Genomic DNA, 16,684 nt, shown 5'->3' with positions numbered 1-16,684 from the left:
CAAAAATCTTGTCTGAAAGTCCCCCAGAATTGGGGGGTTGGGGAGCAGAAGTGCTAATCAACGAAGCGAAAGATTTTATTGAATTCACATTGCTCTAGCAAGTCGGGTCTAGTGACAGGGTTGCTCTACCAAAACTCAGGGAAAAGCTGGCATTTTTGGCTTCTCTACTACAGTGTGCTGCTCATTTGAGGGGGTGCTCATTGTTGGTAGTTAGGTTCCGTTTTTGAAATGCAGTCGGCGATCGACTCACTGTTGACGGTTAGTTCTCATTGATGGACTGACCCTCAGTGTCGGTCGGGCAAATTCCAGCATCTCCTTACAGAACTACGCCTTGGGTTATTACATCCGTGTCGTTTTTGACGTTAAACAAATGCAAACTTTAATCAATCCTGCCCGTCCGTTGGAATTGAGTTTTTCTTCTGTGCTCGATCGCGCTGATAGTGATTCGACTTTGAGGAGTGATACAGATTCATCTTTGCGGTCTTCGGGGCGATCGAGCCTGATGGTGATCGATGTAACTGTCCCAAATGCTCAAACGCTCGCAGCAGGCGCACTACCAAGTCAGGAAGTCATTTTGCTCGATCCGTTACAAAATGGATTAGCTCAAATTAGCCAACTCCTCTCCGATCGCCACAACATCGCCAGCCTACATATCGTTTCTCATGGCAGCATTGGCAGTCTACAACTGGGCAGCGAAACGATTAACCTGGCCAGCTTAAAAGCTCACAGTAGTCAATTAAACCGTTGGGCAGACGCGCTCACACCCGACGCAGACATTTTGCTTTATGGGTGCGAAGTCGCTCAGGGGGAAAGTGGCTCTCATTTCGTCCAAACTCTGAGCCAGCTAACGGGGGCCGATGTTGCAGCTTCTATCGATCGTACAGGCAGCGCATCCCTGGGAGGCAACTGGATTTTTGAGACGCAAACAGGATCGATCGAGACAAGCCTCGGACTGCATTCTGAACTGTTGGCAGCCTACACTGCAATTCTGGCTAACCCCACCATTAACTACAGCAGCTTTACCAACACCGCCGGACTAGAACTCAATGGCAACGCAGTCCAGTCAGGCAGCGCTCTGCGATTGACCTCAGCCGTCACCAATCAGGCGGGCAGTGCTTTCTTTACGACCCCCTTTGAGATCGACGGTAATACCTCCTTTGAGACTCGCTTTCAGTTTCGTCTGAGTGGGGGACAAGGCACTAATGGCGCAGATGGCTTCACGTTTATGCTGCAAAACAGCACGGCTGGCATCGATGCCCTCGGACTTGGCGGGAGTAATCTGGGCTATGTGGGAGCGATCGCTCAGAGTCTAGCGGTCAAATTTGATAGCTTCCAAAACCCCGGAGAACTCAGCAACAACTTCATCGCCGTTCTGCAAAATGGGAGTTCGACTACTCTGGCGAGTAACAACGCCCCGATCGACCTCAATAGCGGCAGTTTGGTTAATGCCTGGGTAGACTACAACGCAGCCAGCGATCGCCTGGACATTTTTCTATCAGGAAGCACCCTCAAGCCGACATCCTCAACACTTTCCTATACAGTGGATCTGGCGGCTGTGGTGGGTTCTAGAGCCTTTGTCGGATTTAGTGGCGCAACGGGTGGCTCAGTGAATGCCCAAGACATTGAGAATTGGGAATTTTCTACGTCAACTAGCAGTGGAGGAGGAACAGGCACTACGAGCGGAGACGGACTACGAGGTGAATACTTTGACAACCTTGATTTCACCAATTCGAGGCTGACAAGAGTAGATTCGACCGTTAACTTTAACTGGGGAACTGGCTCGCCCGACACCAGAATTGGGCCAGATACCTTCTCAGTGCGCTGGACGGGGCAAGTACTCCCCACGACCACGGGCGCTTATACCTTTTTTACGACCTCAGATGATGGGGTACGGCTGTTTGTCAACGGTCAGCAAGTTATCAATCGCTATGTTAATCAGGCTCCAACCGAGGTCGCAGGCACGATTAACTTAGTTGCAGGGCAAAAATACGACATTCGATTAGACTACTTTGAAAACACTGGGGGCGCAGTTTCTCGGCTCTCTTGGGCTGGCCCCGGTGTGAGCAAGCAGATTATTCCTCAGTCTCAACTGTTTAGCAGTTCTGCTCCACTGCCCCCTCCTCCACCTGCTGGCAACGGCACGGGACTACGAGGCGAATATTATGACAACATTGATTTCACCAATCTGAAAGTCACGCGCACCGATGCTACGGTCAACTACAACTGGGGCACGGGGTCGCCTGATTCGAGCATTGGCGCTGATACCTTCTCGGTGCGTTGGACAGGACAAATTCAGCCCCTCTACAGCGAAACTTACACCTTCTTCACGAATACCGATGATGGCGTACGGCTGTTTGTCAATGGTCAGCAAGTCATTAACCGCTTTGTTAATCAGTCGCCAACGGTGAATAGCGGCACGATCGCGCTCCTCGCCGGACAGAAATACGACATTCGTCTGGAATATTTTGAGAACACGGGTGGCGCAGTGGCGCAGTTATCCTGGTTAAGTCAGAGTCAGACAGCGCAAATTATTCCTCAGTCCCAGTTGTTTGGCCCGCCTCCATCGGTTAATCCAGGCACGATCGTTCTGGGGCAAAACGCCATTACCGTCAATGAAAATGCAGGAACGGTGAACATTCGAGTCGATCGGATCAATGGCAGCGACGGGCCGGCCTCTGTGAACTACAGCACGGCTGAAGGGTCGGCGATCACGGGTTCAGACTACACGGCGACGAATGGATTTTTGCAGTTTGCGTCGGGTGAAACCAGCAAAACCGTCAGCGTTCCTATTCTGAATGACACGACACCAGAAGACACGGAGCAATTTGGCTTTGGGCTGGGGCAAACCACCGGAGCTAGCCTTGGCACCAATCGCACCGCCCTGATCACCATTCTCGACGACGATGCTCCGAGCAGTTTTGCCTTTAGTGTGGCTGACTACCGAGTGAATGAAAATGACGGAACCGCGACCATCACCCTCCAGCGAGCAGGCAATCGGACTCAGGCAGCCAGTGTTAACTATGCCACCAGCAACGACACTGCAACGGCAGGCAGCGATTATACAGCCGTCTCAGGAACGCTAAACTTTGCCCCTGGAGACAGTTCCAAGACCTTTGTGGTTCCGATTTTGGATGACACGATCGGCGAACGCAATGAGACACTCACTCTGACTTTGAGCAATCCGACCAGCGGAACTCTGGGCACTCAACAAACGGCAGTGATGACGATCGCAGACAACGACCCCGGCAACTTTAGTCTCGACACTGTTTTAACGGGACTGTCTGAACCCACCGCCTTTGACTGGAGTCCTGATGGGCAAACCATGTACATCGCTCAAAAACAAGGTCTTGTCCGGGTCGCGAGAAATGGAGTGCTGCAATCTACGCCCTTTATCGACCTCCGAGGAGAAGTCAACGGTGCTAGAGATCGTGGGCTGTTGAGCATCGCCGTTCATCCACAACTGACCCAGGGCAGTCCTTATGTTTATCTGCTGTATTCCTATGATCCGCCCCAGGTCAACCAATTTTCAGGTCTGGCGGGGCCCGATGGCGTGGGTAATCGTACCGCGCGTCTAATTCGCGTCACGGCCGATGTCAACACAAACTACACCACCGTCGTTCCAAATAGTGCTGTTGTGATTTTAGGTAAAAATAGCCTCTGGCAATATATCAGCCGTCCCGATGGCAATAGCACCAACAATATCAACATTCCCGAATCGGGGCGCAATCCGGATGGGTCTTTTGTGCAGGACTTTTTGCCTTTAGATAGCGAGTCTCACTCGATCGGCACCGTCAAGTTTGGCACGGATGGCTTTCTTTATGTCAGCAATGGTGATGGCGCTTCCTACAATTCGGTTGATCCGCGTGCAATTCGGGTGCTGGACGTAAATAGCCTGTCGGGTAAAATTCTTCGCATTGATCCGATCACCGGAGCGGCTCCCGACAGCAATCCTTTCTTTGACGGCGATCCTCAAAGCAATCGCTCTAAAGTCTGGCAACTCGGCTTACGCAATCCGTTCCGCTTCACAATCAACAAAGACAACGGGCAGGTCTATGTCGGGGATGTGGGCTGGACAAAGTGGGAAGAAGTCAACACCGGGGACGGCGGAGAAAACTTTGGCTGGGTAGGCTATGAGGGCGGCAATCCTGACACGGGAGAGAGCTTTAAAACAGGGGGCTATTCTAGCTTGCAGTCGGTGATCAACTTCTACAACAGTGGTGCAACCGTGACGGCTCCTATTTATGCCTTCCAGCACGGAGGCTCCGGAGGGGACGCGATCGCCGTCGGTGACTTCTACACAGGCAACACCTTTCCCGCCATTTACGACAAGTCGCTCTTTATCACCAACCTGAGTAAAGGAACGATCGACACTTTATCCTTTGATGAAGCTGGCAAGGTGAGTGGAGTGCGGCGGTTTGCCTCCAATCTATTTGGTCTGACTCAGATCACGACGGGGCCTGACTCCAATCTCTACTACGCAAATCTCAATAGCGGCGTGATTGGTCGTTGGCGGCCGATCGCCTAGAAGTCATTACTAGAGGGGCTACTTCCATTCGTCGTGGCTGTGGTCTTTCTGTGTTCTAAACCCTTAAGAACACAGAAAGACCACAGATCCCCGCTTTTTTGAGGAGGGTGGGGATCTGAATACAGAAACTACGATCGCCTGCTTGCGCGTTTTTGCGGAGCGATCGTAGATTCACAGACTCTTTACACAAGTATTTCCTTAATGAAACGGAATTTCGAGGGTTTCACTGATTTTTGTGTAAAGGACTCTCCGTTAGCCTCAACAACTTTTTATTGATACGTTGAAGTTCCAGTAAAAGCACCCACAGAACTTTTGAACTCGTGATACGGTCAAAACCAGTCAGCAAGCCTGTTGGGAACTCTCGTATAGAGCCACTCGCCTTGCTAAGAACGCCAATCCCTTAAGGAAGTGGTGCCTTTTTCTAATGCCTACGGGGACAAATGACTTCATAAAAAACTTTTGGGTACTGCCTCTGTCATTAACTTTCGATGAAGTTTCAGCATAACTACTTACCGTCTATTTTCCAGGAGTGATAGGTTCATACGCATCAGAGGAATCACGATTTCAACCGATTTCTCATCCATCGATAGAGGTAAGAATAAACACCATTTATTTTTCTTGATAATCGATGATTTTGTGAAAAGGTTCAGTCCGATCAAAGCGCACCCAGTTGTTTTATCAATGGCACCATTTAGACCCTATTGACTCGGTTTTATTGAAGTGTGTTCGGCGTTGTTTAGCGATCGCTCAATCATCGCCCCACTAGCTTCACCAAACCGCACCCTGTGCAAAGCACAAAGCTTTCTCTAACAAAAATGCTCTCTTTAGAGCGCTCTATTTCCTTGTCTCATCAGGCAGGTTGCTCTCTGCTGCGGATTGGCTCAAATCCAGTCAGACAGAAGCGTGCGTCGTTTGCTCGAATTTTATAAGTCAGGCACTAAGCAAATGCAAAATTTAGCCAGCAGTAACGGTCTGCTCAACTCAGATTTGAGTCTCTCTACTGTTAACAATCGTTCCTACTTTGATTTGGCTGATCTTCACGATCGCGCCTCCGCTGTGCGGTCAACCTCTAGCAGCCTTGTCATCCTCGACTCAACGGTGAAAAACTATCAGAGTTTAGCCGCAGGAGCCTTGGTAGGAGAGGTCGTGTTGCTGGATGCGACCCGCGATGGGCTGACTCAGATTAGCGAAGTGCTTGCCGATCGCAGCGGACTCACCAGCCTTCACATCGTTTCTCATGGCAGCGCGGGCAGGGTACAACTCGGAAACGCCACGATCGACCTGACTAGCCTCAACACACACAGCAGTGAATTGCAGCACTGGGCAACCGCTCTCACCGCCAACGCAGATATTCTTTTGTATGGGTGTGACGTAGCCGCAGGCGAAGCAGGTCAGACCTTTATTCAACAACTCAGCCAACTGACCGGAGCAGACATCGCAGCCTCTAGCGATCGCACCGGAAACACAACCCTCGGTGGCGATTGGGTCTTAGAACAACACATCGGAGCGATCGAGTCTGGACTAGCCTTTACAGATTCCGCCCTGCAAGCCTACGATGCTGTCTTGCCAACCTTTAACTTTGACGACTTCTCAACCACAACCGGACTGCGGCTCAACGGGAAGGCGGCTCAAGTGGGCAACGTCCTGCGGCTGACCCCCGCCCAACCGTTCCAGTCGGGTAGCGCCTTTGCGGCCACGCCCTTTGAGTTTGATGGCAACACCTCCTTCCAGTCCCGGTTCCGCTTTAATCTGTCAGGCGGCTATGGGGCAGTCGGAGGGGATGGCTTTACCTTTGTGCTGCAAAACAGTGCGGCGGGGGCGGGTGCGATCGGAGGCTATGGTGGCGGATTGGGCTATGCTCCCGACGGAGAAGCCGCAACAGTCCCGATTGGCTCTAGTGTCGCGATCGAGTTTGACACTTATCAGAACCCCAACGACCCCACCGGAAATCACGTTGCAATTGTGCAAAATGGCAATGCCGCCGCCCATCTGGCCCTGGCAAATCCCACCTTTGACCTGAATGGCGGCAATCCGGTTAATGCCTGGGTTGACTACGATGCAGCCACCGATCAACTGAGTGTATTTCTTTCAGAAGGCACCGTTAAGCCTACAGCAGCTCTGCTTTCTTATACGATCGACCTTGCAAGTGTGGTCGGTTCGAGTGCCTATGTGGGCTTTACCGCTGGGACAGGCGGCACCATCAACAGTCAGGACATTGAAAACTGGGAATTTGATACGACTACCTTTGATCCCGGTGATGGCACAGGCGCTCCTGGACGCGGCGACGGAATTTTAGGAGAATACTTCAACAATCGTGACTTCACAGACCTAAAACTGACGCGAATCGACCCCAACGTAGACTACAACTGGGGCCGTGGCACCCCCGATGCGAGTATCGACCCTGACACCTTTTCGGTACGTTGGACGGGTCAAATTCAAGCCCGATCGACGGGAACCTATACCTTTGCAGCGACGAGTGACGATGGGATGCGGGTCTTGATCAACGGTCAGCCCGTTATCGACAACCTGGTTCCAACAACTCCTGCTGATACCGAAGTTACGGGCGCGATCGATTTTGTCTCCGGGCAGCGCTATGACTTTCAGGTGGAATATGTCAATGTCACCGGACGCGCCTTTTCTCGCCTTACCTGGGAAGGCCCTGGCGTAGCCAAACAGGTGATTTCGCGGGCACAGCTTTTGAGCGCTCCGGGCACCAATCCGCCGCCTTTGCCACCCTTACCAACGGGCACGATCGTGATTGGCGAAAATGCCGTAACGGTGAATGAAAATGTAGGGACGGCGACGGTTCGCGTCGATCGAGTAGGCGGCAGCTTTGGGGCCGCATCCGTCAACTACACCACCGTCGATGAAACGGCCCTTCCGGGAGCCGACTACACCACGACAGCGGGCTTCTTGCAATTTGCTGACGGTGAAACTAGCAAAACGGTGGCGATTCCGATTCTCAACGACACCCTTGCAGAAGACACCAAGCGATTTGGCTTTGGGCTGGGGCAAACGATCGGGGCGGCTCTCGGCACTAACCGGACAGCGCTGATCACCATTCTCGATGACGATGCGCCTGCCAACCTTGGATTTAGTGTGGGTCAATATACGGTCAATGAGGACGGCAATGCAGTCACGATCAGCGTACAGCGCAGCGGCAACACTGAAAACAACGCCACTGTACAATATGCCACTAGCAACGGGACGGCGACCGCTGGCGCTGACTATACCGCTCAAACCGGGACACTGACTTTCTTACCCGGAGAAACCATCAAGACGTTCCAGGTGGCGATCACAAACGACGTGCTCGGAGAACCCAACGAAACGATCAACCTGACCTTGAGCAACCCGACTGGCGGCGTTTTAGACAATCGACTCACGGCTACGATTACGATCGCGGACAATGATCCGGGTCGGTTTGCTCGCGAGTCGCTTCAAACAGGGCTTTTTGAACCCACTGCCATTGATTGGAGTCCAGATGGGAGCACAATGTACATTGCTCAAAAGCAGGGCTTAGTGCGAGTCATGAGAAACGGCGTTCTGCAAGCTACGCCATTCATTGACATCACGAATGAGGTAAATGGGCCGAGAGACCGGGGACTGTTGGGCATTGCCGTTCATCCTCAACTGACTCAGGGCAGCCCGTACATCTATCTGCTGTACTCCTACGATCCACCCGAAACGGCGACTCGTTCTGGTTTGGCTGGTCGAGATGGCGTGGGCAACCGCACGTCGCGCATGATTCGGGTGACTGCTGATGCAAATACCAACTACACAACGGTCGTACCTGGCAGCGAAGTTGTCATTCTTGGTAAAAACAGCGTCTGGCAATATATCAATCGCCCCGACCTCAACAGCACCAACAACTTCACGATCGCAGAATCAGGACGCAACCCAGATGGCTCTTTTGTGCAGGATTTCATTCCTCTCGACAGCGAATCTCACGCCGTGGGCAATGTGAAGTTTGGGCCGGATGGTTATCTCTACGTGAGTATTGGTGACGGGGCTTCTTACAACGCAGTTGACCCACGAGCCATCCGAGTTTTGGATGTCAATAGCTTGTCAGGTAAAATGCTTCGCCTCGACCCCATCACTGGACAAGGCGTTTCCAGCAACCCGTTCTTTAATGGCGACCCTAACAGCAATGCGTCTAAAGTGTGGCAATCTGGTCTACGCAATCCGTTCCGCTTTACCATCAACGAAAAGAATGGCCAAACCTACATTGGGGACGTGGGCTGGACGAAGTGGGAAGAAGTCAATGCAGGGGACGGCGGAGAAAACTTTGGCTGGGTAGGCTATGAAGGCGGCAATCCCGACACAGGAGAGAGCTTTAGAACGGGCGGCTATTCTAGCTTGCAGTCGGTGAGAAACTTCTACAACAGTGGTGCAACAGTGACGGCTCCTATTTACACTATCGAGCATGGGGGAGCAGGCGGTGATGCGATCGCAGTTGGTGATTTCTACACGGGCAATACGTTCCCTAGCATCTACAATGATTCGCTGTTTATCACCAATGTTAGTAAGGGTTATGTAGATACCTTGTTCTTTGATGCAAACGGCAAGGTGGACAATGTGCGGCGATTTGAAAATAATCTATTTGGCGTTGTGCAAATGGCCACTGGCCCTGACTCCAATCTCTACTATGTGACGTTAGGCGGCGAAATTGGTCGCTGGCGCGCGCTGTAGACGTAAAGCTTGAGAGTTTTTGCGCCCTGATTTTAGATTTGCTTTGCTGCCTAAACCCTGTGTAGATGAGGGACTTTGAACCAGAAATCATGGCTTGAAGTTCCTCGAAATTGGGGGATTAGAAGAGGCAAGTCACGAAGCGAAAACCCCTTGTCGAACTGACGTTTTTACAAGTCGATCGTGGACGTGTTTACAAATAATTCAGACTTGATGCTGCTTGATCGCTCCCAGTATAATAGATCTCCTGCATGAATAGAATTTTCGATGTCACCTGCTGCTTAGGTCTTGCTCCGTTCTTGGCTCAAAGTCCCTCACTTGTGGGGGATTTAGGGGGCGTTTCCGGATTCGGGCAGGAGTCTAGTGAGGGCGATCGACTGGCGATCACTTAACTGTTGTGCCTGTTCTAGATGCCCTCAGTTAAGCAAGATCTGTCTATGCTTGTTTACAGGCATGTCCACACGTTGAAGAGATTAGGAATGATATGTCCCTCTCTGATTTTTCAAGTTCACCACAACCTGCCAATAACCTCAATCAGAGTGAGCTATGTAGTCACTTTATTACATTGGTTGAGTCGATCGGGGAGCATTTTAGCGCTGTCACTGCTCATCAACACAATAGAATTACACTATTTGTAACCCAGACTCCTCCATTGTTTCAGGTCTTTTTAGAGGCACTTCCGCCTGCTCTGCGTCAGACTCATACCTGTTCTGCTTGTCGGAGGTTTGTGGAGCGCTATGGTGGCATTGTGTCGATCGCTTCAGATGGAAAGCTGATTCCTGTAATGTGGAATTCTGCAATTGTTCCAGCGCCCTATACAGCGGCGATCGCTGCGCTTTCTTCGGTGGTTTCTCGATCGCCCATTGACAATGTGTTTCTCTCAGATCAGTCAATCTGGGGAATTCCTCAAACCAGCACCTGGCAACATCTTGCTGTGGTTCCTTCGGATGATCTGATCTTTAAGCCTTCTTTGGTGAAAACGATCGCGCAGGTCGTTGCCGAAAAAAAGCAAGACTATGAAATGCTGCTGAGAGGGCTGGAGGAGTTTCCGCTTAAGGTCGTGAAAAAGGCTCACGCGCTACTTACTACAGAAACGCTTTACCGCTCTGAAAAATGTATTGATGTTGCCAGATGGCTGGTTCGTCTCCATGAGCAACGGCAAGCGTCTCGTAATCTGCGGGCTACAGAAAATTTGACCTGGCTGGCGGTTGCTAATGCGCCCCCTGGGTTTTGTCATGTTCGCAGCAGCATGATTGGTACGCTACTCGAAGACATTCAGGCGGATCTGCCCTTCGCTCAGATCAAACTCAGATTTGATGCCAAAATGCATCCGCTTCAGTATCTGCGCCCCACGGCTGCCCCCACTGATGGAAACATTGCTCAAGCCGAAAAAATCGTTGAGACGTTGAAGACTGCTGGCTCATTAGAGCGACGATTTGCAAAGCTTGATGACCTGCAAGCGGTATGGCTCCCGGCATCCTCTAAAACCACTGCCCAAAAGAACGGGATCTTCTCTCACTTGAGACAGTCTGCGTCGTCTACAACTGCACCGTTTGAGGTGCCACCCATTACGATGACGTGGGATAAGTTTTCTAAAACTGTTTTGCCAACAGCGGCGACGATCGAGTACTTTGTCCCTGCTTCAAATCAGTCCTACATGGCATTGATTACTGCCCAAAATCCAGATGCTCCGCCGATTGTTCAATGGGATTTTGAGGACAACCGAAACCCGGTAACCTGGTACTTTTATGTAGACAACTCGCCGCCTGCTCAGTGGAACTTGTCCTCTGGTGTTTATCATCCTGTGACAGCGATCGTGCTACAGCCCTCAATATGGAATGCAGCCAAAAACTTTGCTCACCACGGCGAAAAAGTGTTCTTTATTCTCAAGGATGCAAAAGACAAAGGCTACCGTCAGGGATGTGGGTTCTTTCCACAGTTTCTCAAAAATGAGTATCACGGAGTTCGGTCTACGATCGAAGCCTATGCCAAAACTGCTGTAGTGCATGGTAAAGATGAAGCCGAAGGCTGTGGTCTTGGACTACAAAAGGGCAACACCTGGAATCAAGTCTTTCGCGTCACTTCAAAGGATCAGATGCAGGTCGTCTACAAGCTCGATCGCTGGGATTGATAGCCCGCAAAAAACACTAGCCTCTAAACAATAAGCTACCGTGTACACACAAGTCGTTGTCGCTTCGTTTCACGCGGCTTCAGCCCCCTAAATCCCCCAGTCTGGGGGACTTTGACCAAGGAAAGATTTCCAAGTTCAAAGCCATGACGACGGCTCAAAGTCCCCCATTTTTGGGGGATTTAGGGGGCGAAGGCTCTCAGCAATGACAGATCGATCGACGTGTGTGTACACGGCAGAAACAATAAGAAGGGATGAAAAGATCAGCTTCAAGTCATCCCTCTTACGTGAAATCTTTTATGTTGTGAAATTATGTTGTGAAATGCGAACTGGGTGAGCGATCGACTGTCTAAAGTTGAATCGTCTTTTTGTCGTGCAATTCCTCCAAATGTATGAGTGAACCAGCGCCCATGACAATATCGAACTTCATTAAAGACCGTTGCACTTGATAGCCCGCTAACACGCGAATCACTTGATATTCAGTCGTCAAATCGCTCGTGCCATCCCATTTGAGATAGGCCAATTGATTTGAGGCAACTTCACTCAATTGTTCAACAAATTCTTCAATACAATTCCTGACATCCGAGAGAATGCCAGAGGGCATGAAGATTAATCGCTCTTGCAAATCCAAGGTAACGGTGACTTGGTATCGTCTCACTAACGAGCATTGCAACTCAAAGCTAAACGAAACCGAGTCAGGAAGGTGTCTCCTAACGGCCATGTTGTTTTATCCTCTCTATTTAGTTCAAAGAGGATAGGAACGCTGACGGCTCAAACGTTCCCCCATCGTATGAAGTGTATGCAGGATCTTGATTCCAGCCTTTCAAGATCCCATCGCAAAGCTGACGGTGTACAATCATATACGCCTCTGAAGTTAGGTGTTTTAACTTTAGACGGAAGTCCTCGGAGTTCTGATCTGATCCATCAGGCTTCGGGGCGCTCTATCCATCTGCGAAGTATTCTACACAGATTTTTGACTTTTTGGAAGACTGAATTTTTTTGGGAGCGAGTAACTTTGTGGGTTTGGCTGCGGGAGATTTGGGGTGAAGAGAGCGATTGTTCCTTTCACAGCACAAGTGTCTGAAGTACCAAAGGGACAGTATTTTTGAGTGTAAGATATGTTGAAGTTTTTCGCCTAACTACCCAAACGGATCTAACCTACAGAAAGTTTCTGCGCTCCACCCGATTCTGAGCGATGTGCAAAGCTTGTCAGCCTATTCACCCAATTTACGGATGATCTGCGGAAAGTTTCTCTCTAAAAAACAAGTTAGACCGAAAATCTAGGTTCTGGGAAAGACAGTGCTTTAGAAAAATAACGTGGTAGATTCAGTCTGCGACAAATTTGATAGAAGGAGAGTTTTAATGTCCATCCCACCTGGATTACCATCAATCTTTGCAGAGTCATCTATTGATCTTGTTCCGGCACGCCAAATCGCTGATTTCCCTATCAATACATTTTTGGAAAGTATCAGTGTTAGTGCGGATGGTACGCTATTTTTTACCAGTCACTTAGATGGCAAGGTGTTTCGGATCGGAACAGATGGTATCCCAATTCTTCATGCAACCATCACTGGCAAAGCCACAGGGCTAGCTTTTACGTCTGATGGCAACTTGTTACTGAGTGCGTGGGATAAGCAGAATATTTCGACCGTGTTTACTATTTCTCCTCAAGGGACAACAGCAGTGTTGGTCACGCTGCCAGATGCCATATTTTTGAATGGGCTAACTCCCCTTGCGGAAGATCGCTACCTGATTGCAGATTCTTATCGAGGCTGCATTTGGGAACTTAATATCGCCGAGAAAACGGTCAGGGTTTGGCTAGAACATTCTGATTTAGCTCGCAGTTCTTCCGACAATGAATTTCCGGCGGTAAATGGATTAAAGATTTATGGAAATTCCCTTTATGCGTCGAATACCGAAAAGATGCAGCTTGTTAGAATCCCGATTTTACTGGGTGGTCAGCCTGGTGAACCAGAGATTTTCCTGCAACCAGTCAATCTGGATGACTTTGCCTTTGACCAAGAGGGGAATGTGTATGGCACAACTCATATCTACAATAGTGTGGTCAAAATCACACCGAGTCGTCACATGACTATCATTGCCCAGGCTGAACAGGGAATGGCTGGAAGTACAGCACTTGCCTTTGGTCGGGGTGAAAGCGATCGCACAAGCATCTATGTCGTGACCAATGGGGGGATGTCCTTTCCGCTACCCACCGGACTTGAACCCGCTAAAGTGGTGAAATTAGACGTTGGTATTGCAGGATATTCATTAACTTAGCGATCTCAAATCGTATTTCTGCTATGAGCAATGTTGAGAATCCGAATCATGATCCGCCCGCGACCGTTGATATTTTGCAACGGGTGAAACCGGGCTGTGAAGCGGCATTTGAAGTCGTTTTAGCTGACCTGTGTGAAGCAGCAAAAAGTTTTGAAGGTCATTTGGGGGTGAATGTCTTTCGCCCGATTGATCACGCTAATCCCGAATATCGAATTGTGTTCAAGTTCGATCGCATCAGCCATCTTAAGCAGTGGGAAACTTCTGCCATTCGCCAAAAACTACTGAAGCGAGCCAATCACCTCACGGTTAGCTCTAGTCAAGTCTCGATTTTTACTGGATTAGAAACCTGGTTTACCCTGCCCCAACAGCCGGGAGTACCGCCACCACCCCGCCACAAAATGATGGTGATATCAGGCATAACCATTTATGTTTTGATCAGCCTGATTAACCTTCTGATTGTGCCGCTGATCAATCCGCTTCCACCATTTTTGCGAACCTTTATAGTGACGCTGCTCATGGTTGCCATCATGACCTATATTGCGATGCCACGCATGACGAAACTATTTGCAGGTTGGCTCTATCCTAAATCTAAACATTAGTTTCACCCAACGGAACTAATACCGACAACAATAGGCTAATATCAACTTTGTATGAAGCTGCACAGAATAATTGGAAAAACCTTTGCATAGCAATGCTTTCAGCTTCTTGAGTTCTATGCAGCTTCACAATAGTTTGGTATAAGCTCTAGTGGTCAGTTATCGGTGAGGCACGGTCTAACAACGTTAGGCTGCTCCGTTTTAGTCTTCAGGAGAGCAACTCAACCATTACTCCTCTCAGATTGGTGCCGAGAGGTTATTTACATACAACTATGAACACAATTGCCTACAGACTCCCGCAGATTGGAGACGAGCATCAAATCAGTGGTTGTATGTGGGCTTCTGCGGTTCTATGGGAACTCACAGATGGCACACCAGAAAGTGTTGCCGAATGGCTACAGGTCTGTCATCCAGAGGAATTAAGAGACAGAATCTTGAGTGATGAGAAAACGCTAGTTGCAACGTGGAATGAAATCGTTGTTGGTTTTATTGCCTTTAAGAGAGGTAATCATTTGTCATTGCTGTTTGTCCGGAGAGAATTTTCTGGACAAGGAATTGGTCGAGAACTTTTCACCCGATGCAGCTATGATTTGGATGAAGTTACTGTTAACGCCGCAGAAGAAGCAGTTGGCTTTTACCAGAAAGTCGGGTTTATCCAAAGCGGCGATCGCTTTTTCAAGCATGGAATATGGGGAACACCGATGAAATGGAGCAACCCTTCACCCAAAGTCATGGAGTAATCTGATGGAAAACCTATCACTGTTAGCCGCGCTGCGCGAACTGGAGTGCGAACTTCATCAACCTGAGTGCCGTAGGAATCGAGAGCGCTTGGCACAGTTGCTTGCTCCTGATTTCAAAGAGTTTGGTCGATCAGGAGCAACATACACGCGCGATTATGAACTGATGTCATTGCCCAGTGATCCAGAGCCACCGCAGATTCACGCTCAAGACTTTGCCGTGAACAAGCTCTCAGACTCGATCGCGTTACTCACCTATCGAGATGCTTATGTGAATCCATCAGGAGAGTTGTTCCGTCATACGAACCGATCGTCGATTTGGCGGTTAGATTCATCAGGTTGGCAAATGGTATTCCACCAGGGTACGCCTACAGATTCGTTTGACCAATCTGCGGTCTAACAACCGCAATGCTGCAAGGAGGAATGTTTCAATTAACAAACATCTTTAAGGAAAGTTGAGGTGAGATTTAGATTTCGACAACTTGAGAAGGAACACGCATTGGCGATCCTTAACTGGCGCTACACTTCCCCATATGACTACTACAATTTTGATACCGACACCATCCAAGAGGACTTGCACTATCTGATTGACTCGAAAAACGCCTTTTATGCGATTTTGAATCTGCAAGGAGAACTCGAAGGCTATTGCTCTTTCGGATCAGATGGTCAAGTACCGGGTGGAGAGTACAGTAGCGAAGCCCTTGACATCGGTATGGGAATACGACCAGATTTAGTCGGTCGAGGACATGGAAAGCAGTATGCTCAAGCCGTGGTGAGGTACGGAGCGAACCAATATAGGGCACAGCAATTGCGGGTAACTATAGCGGAGTTCAACAAGCGGGCACAACGAGTGTGGGAGCAGTTAGGATTTGAGCAGGTAGAGAAATTTGTCAAAATCGGTAGTGAAGAAGAATTTGTGATTATGGTTTGTGCTGTGTAGATGGTTAATCTATTCACATTGCTTCGGTTTATGCGTGAGTGCGGTCTAACAACCGTGTTGCAGCGGACAGTTTGGAGATCTAGGTGTCGCTTGAATTGTCTGCTGCTGCTGAACACGACCGTTAGTCGCCCATTCTAGCGAGAAATAGCAAAGGGGTAATCCATGAAAATTCTGGAGACTAAGAGGCTGATTCTAAGACACTTAGTACGAAGTGACCTTGACGCACTATTCAAGCTTTACAGCGATCCAGAAGTGCGACAGTATTTCCCCGAAGGCACCTTGACCTATGACGAAACGCAAGAAGAACTCGAATGGTTTCTGAATGGACATCCACATCATCCCGAATTGGGACTTTGGGCGACCATCCATACAGAAACCAATCAATTTATCGGGCGGTGTGGCTTACTACCGTGGACGATTGATGAGCGCTTAGAAGTTGAAGTGGCTTACCTGCTGGGCAAAGAGTACTGGGGACAGGGATTGGGAACAGAGGTGGCTCAGGCGATCGTTGACTATGGCTTTGAACACCTGCAATTGTCGCGCTTGATCTGTTTAATTGATCGAGAAAACATCGCTTCGGTCAAGGTGGCAAAGAAAATTGGCATGACATTTGAAAAAGAAGGAAGGGACGAAAAGGGAGCGTTTCTACTATATTCAAGAAATCAATGTTCAAGAAATCAATAGTTCAGGATCGCGATCGCATAGGATGCGTTAACGACAGCGTAGCGCATCAATAAAGGGTCTACCGGAAGCTATATGCTAATGTGTTGTAAAATACTTTTTGTCACTTAT

10 protein-coding genes are annotated in these 16,684 nt (G+C 49.4%); 9 read left to right on the top strand and 1 reads right to left on the bottom strand.

The window, feature by feature from the left end:
• The first annotated feature begins 370 nt into the window (after window positions 1-370).
• From ACJ2PR_RS30905 to ACJ2PR_RS30895, 3 genes are all read left to right on the top strand, one after another.
• Window positions 371-4,525, top strand: a complete 4,155-nt coding sequence (locus tag ACJ2PR_RS30905) for a PA14 domain-containing protein (RefSeq protein ID WP_446879857.1) — start codon at window positions 371-373, stop codon at window positions 4,523-4,525.
• A 945-nt stretch (window positions 4,526-5,470) separates the two neighbouring features.
• A complete protein-coding gene (locus ACJ2PR_RS30900; protein ID WP_446879856.1) occupies window positions 5,471-9,214 on the top strand; it encodes a DUF4347 domain-containing protein in 3,744 nt (1,247 codons plus the stop codon).
• 481 nt (window positions 9,215-9,695) lie between these two features.
• Window positions 9,696-11,342 (top strand): hypothetical protein, encoded by a 1,647-nt coding sequence (locus tag ACJ2PR_RS30895; protein ID WP_446879855.1) that lies wholly within the window; start codon window positions 9,696-9,698, stop codon window positions 11,340-11,342.
• Between the two features lie 346 nt (window positions 11,343-11,688).
• On the opposite strand, the gene ACJ2PR_RS30890 is transcribed toward ACJ2PR_RS30895, so the two are convergent.
• Window positions 11,689-12,060, bottom strand: a complete 372-nt coding sequence (locus ACJ2PR_RS30890; protein WP_446879854.1) for a hypothetical protein — start codon at window positions 12,058-12,060, stop codon at window positions 11,689-11,691.
• Between the two features lie 641 nt (window positions 12,061-12,701).
• On the opposite strand from ACJ2PR_RS30890, the gene ACJ2PR_RS30885 reads away from it, so the two are divergent.
• The 6 genes from ACJ2PR_RS30885 (at window position 12,702) to ACJ2PR_RS30860 (ending at window position 16,576) form a co-directional block, all read left to right on the top strand.
• On the top strand, window positions 12,702-13,619 hold the full coding sequence (locus ACJ2PR_RS30885; protein ID WP_446879853.1) for an SMP-30/gluconolactonase/LRE family protein: 918 nt from the start codon (window positions 12,702-12,704) through the stop codon (window positions 13,617-13,619).
• Window positions 13,620-13,642: 23 nt separating this feature from the next.
• Window positions 13,643-14,218, top strand: coding sequence for an antibiotic biosynthesis monooxygenase (locus ACJ2PR_RS30880; RefSeq protein WP_446871336.1), 576 nt, complete (start codon window positions 13,643-13,645; stop codon window positions 14,216-14,218).
• A 269-nt stretch (window positions 14,219-14,487) separates the two neighbouring features.
• Entirely contained in the window at window positions 14,488-14,955 is a 468-nt protein-coding gene (locus tag ACJ2PR_RS30875; RefSeq protein ID WP_446871334.1) for a GNAT family N-acetyltransferase, read from the top strand.
• A gap of 4 nt (window positions 14,956-14,959) precedes the next feature.
• Window positions 14,960-15,352 (top strand): nuclear transport factor 2 family protein, encoded by a 393-nt coding sequence (locus ACJ2PR_RS30870; RefSeq protein ID WP_446879852.1) that lies wholly within the window; start codon window positions 14,960-14,962, stop codon window positions 15,350-15,352.
• A 60-nt stretch (window positions 15,353-15,412) separates the two neighbouring features.
• The gene (locus ACJ2PR_RS30865; RefSeq protein WP_446871330.1) at window positions 15,413-15,892 is read left to right on the top strand and encodes a GNAT family N-acetyltransferase; all 480 of its coding nucleotides are present in this window, start codon (window positions 15,413-15,415) and stop codon (window positions 15,890-15,892) included.
• Window positions 15,893-16,054: 162 nt separating this feature from the next.
• Complete coding sequence (locus tag ACJ2PR_RS30860) at window positions 16,055-16,576, top strand: GNAT family N-acetyltransferase (RefSeq protein WP_446871328.1); 522 nt, start codon at window positions 16,055-16,057, stop codon at window positions 16,574-16,576.
• Window positions 16,577-16,684: the final 108 nt, after the last annotated feature.

Source organism: Phormidesmis sp. 146-33, assembly GCF_052939515.1.
This window is presented reverse-complemented; position numbering and strand designations above follow the sequence as displayed.

Bases quoted from the DNA above. Each gene is read 5' to 3' on its own strand.
- ACJ2PR_RS30895 (WP_446879855.1), top strand. From the start codon at position 9,696: ATGTCCCTCTCTGATTTTTCAAGTTCACCACAACCTGCCAATAACCTC.
- ACJ2PR_RS30875 (WP_446871334.1), top strand. From the start codon at position 14,488: ATGAACACAATTGCCTACAGACTCCCGCAGATTGGAGACGAGCATCAA.
- ACJ2PR_RS30890 (WP_446879854.1), bottom strand. From the start codon at position 12,060: ATGGCCGTTAGGAGACACCTTCCTGACTCGGTTTCGTTTAGCTTTGAG.
- ACJ2PR_RS30880 (WP_446871336.1), top strand. From the start codon at position 13,643: ATGAGCAATGTTGAGAATCCGAATCATGATCCGCCCGCGACCGTTGAT.
- ACJ2PR_RS30885 (WP_446879853.1), top strand. From the start codon at position 12,702: ATGTCCATCCCACCTGGATTACCATCAATCTTTGCAGAGTCATCTATT.
- ACJ2PR_RS30860 (WP_446871328.1), top strand. From the start codon at position 16,055: ATGAAAATTCTGGAGACTAAGAGGCTGATTCTAAGACACTTAGTACGA.
- ACJ2PR_RS30870 (WP_446879852.1), top strand. From the start codon at position 14,960: ATGGAAAACCTATCACTGTTAGCCGCGCTGCGCGAACTGGAGTGCGAA.
- ACJ2PR_RS30905 (WP_446879857.1), top strand. From the start codon at position 371: ATGCAAACTTTAATCAATCCTGCCCGTCCGTTGGAATTGAGTTTTTCT.
- ACJ2PR_RS30900 (WP_446879856.1), top strand. From the start codon at position 5,471: ATGCAAAATTTAGCCAGCAGTAACGGTCTGCTCAACTCAGATTTGAGT.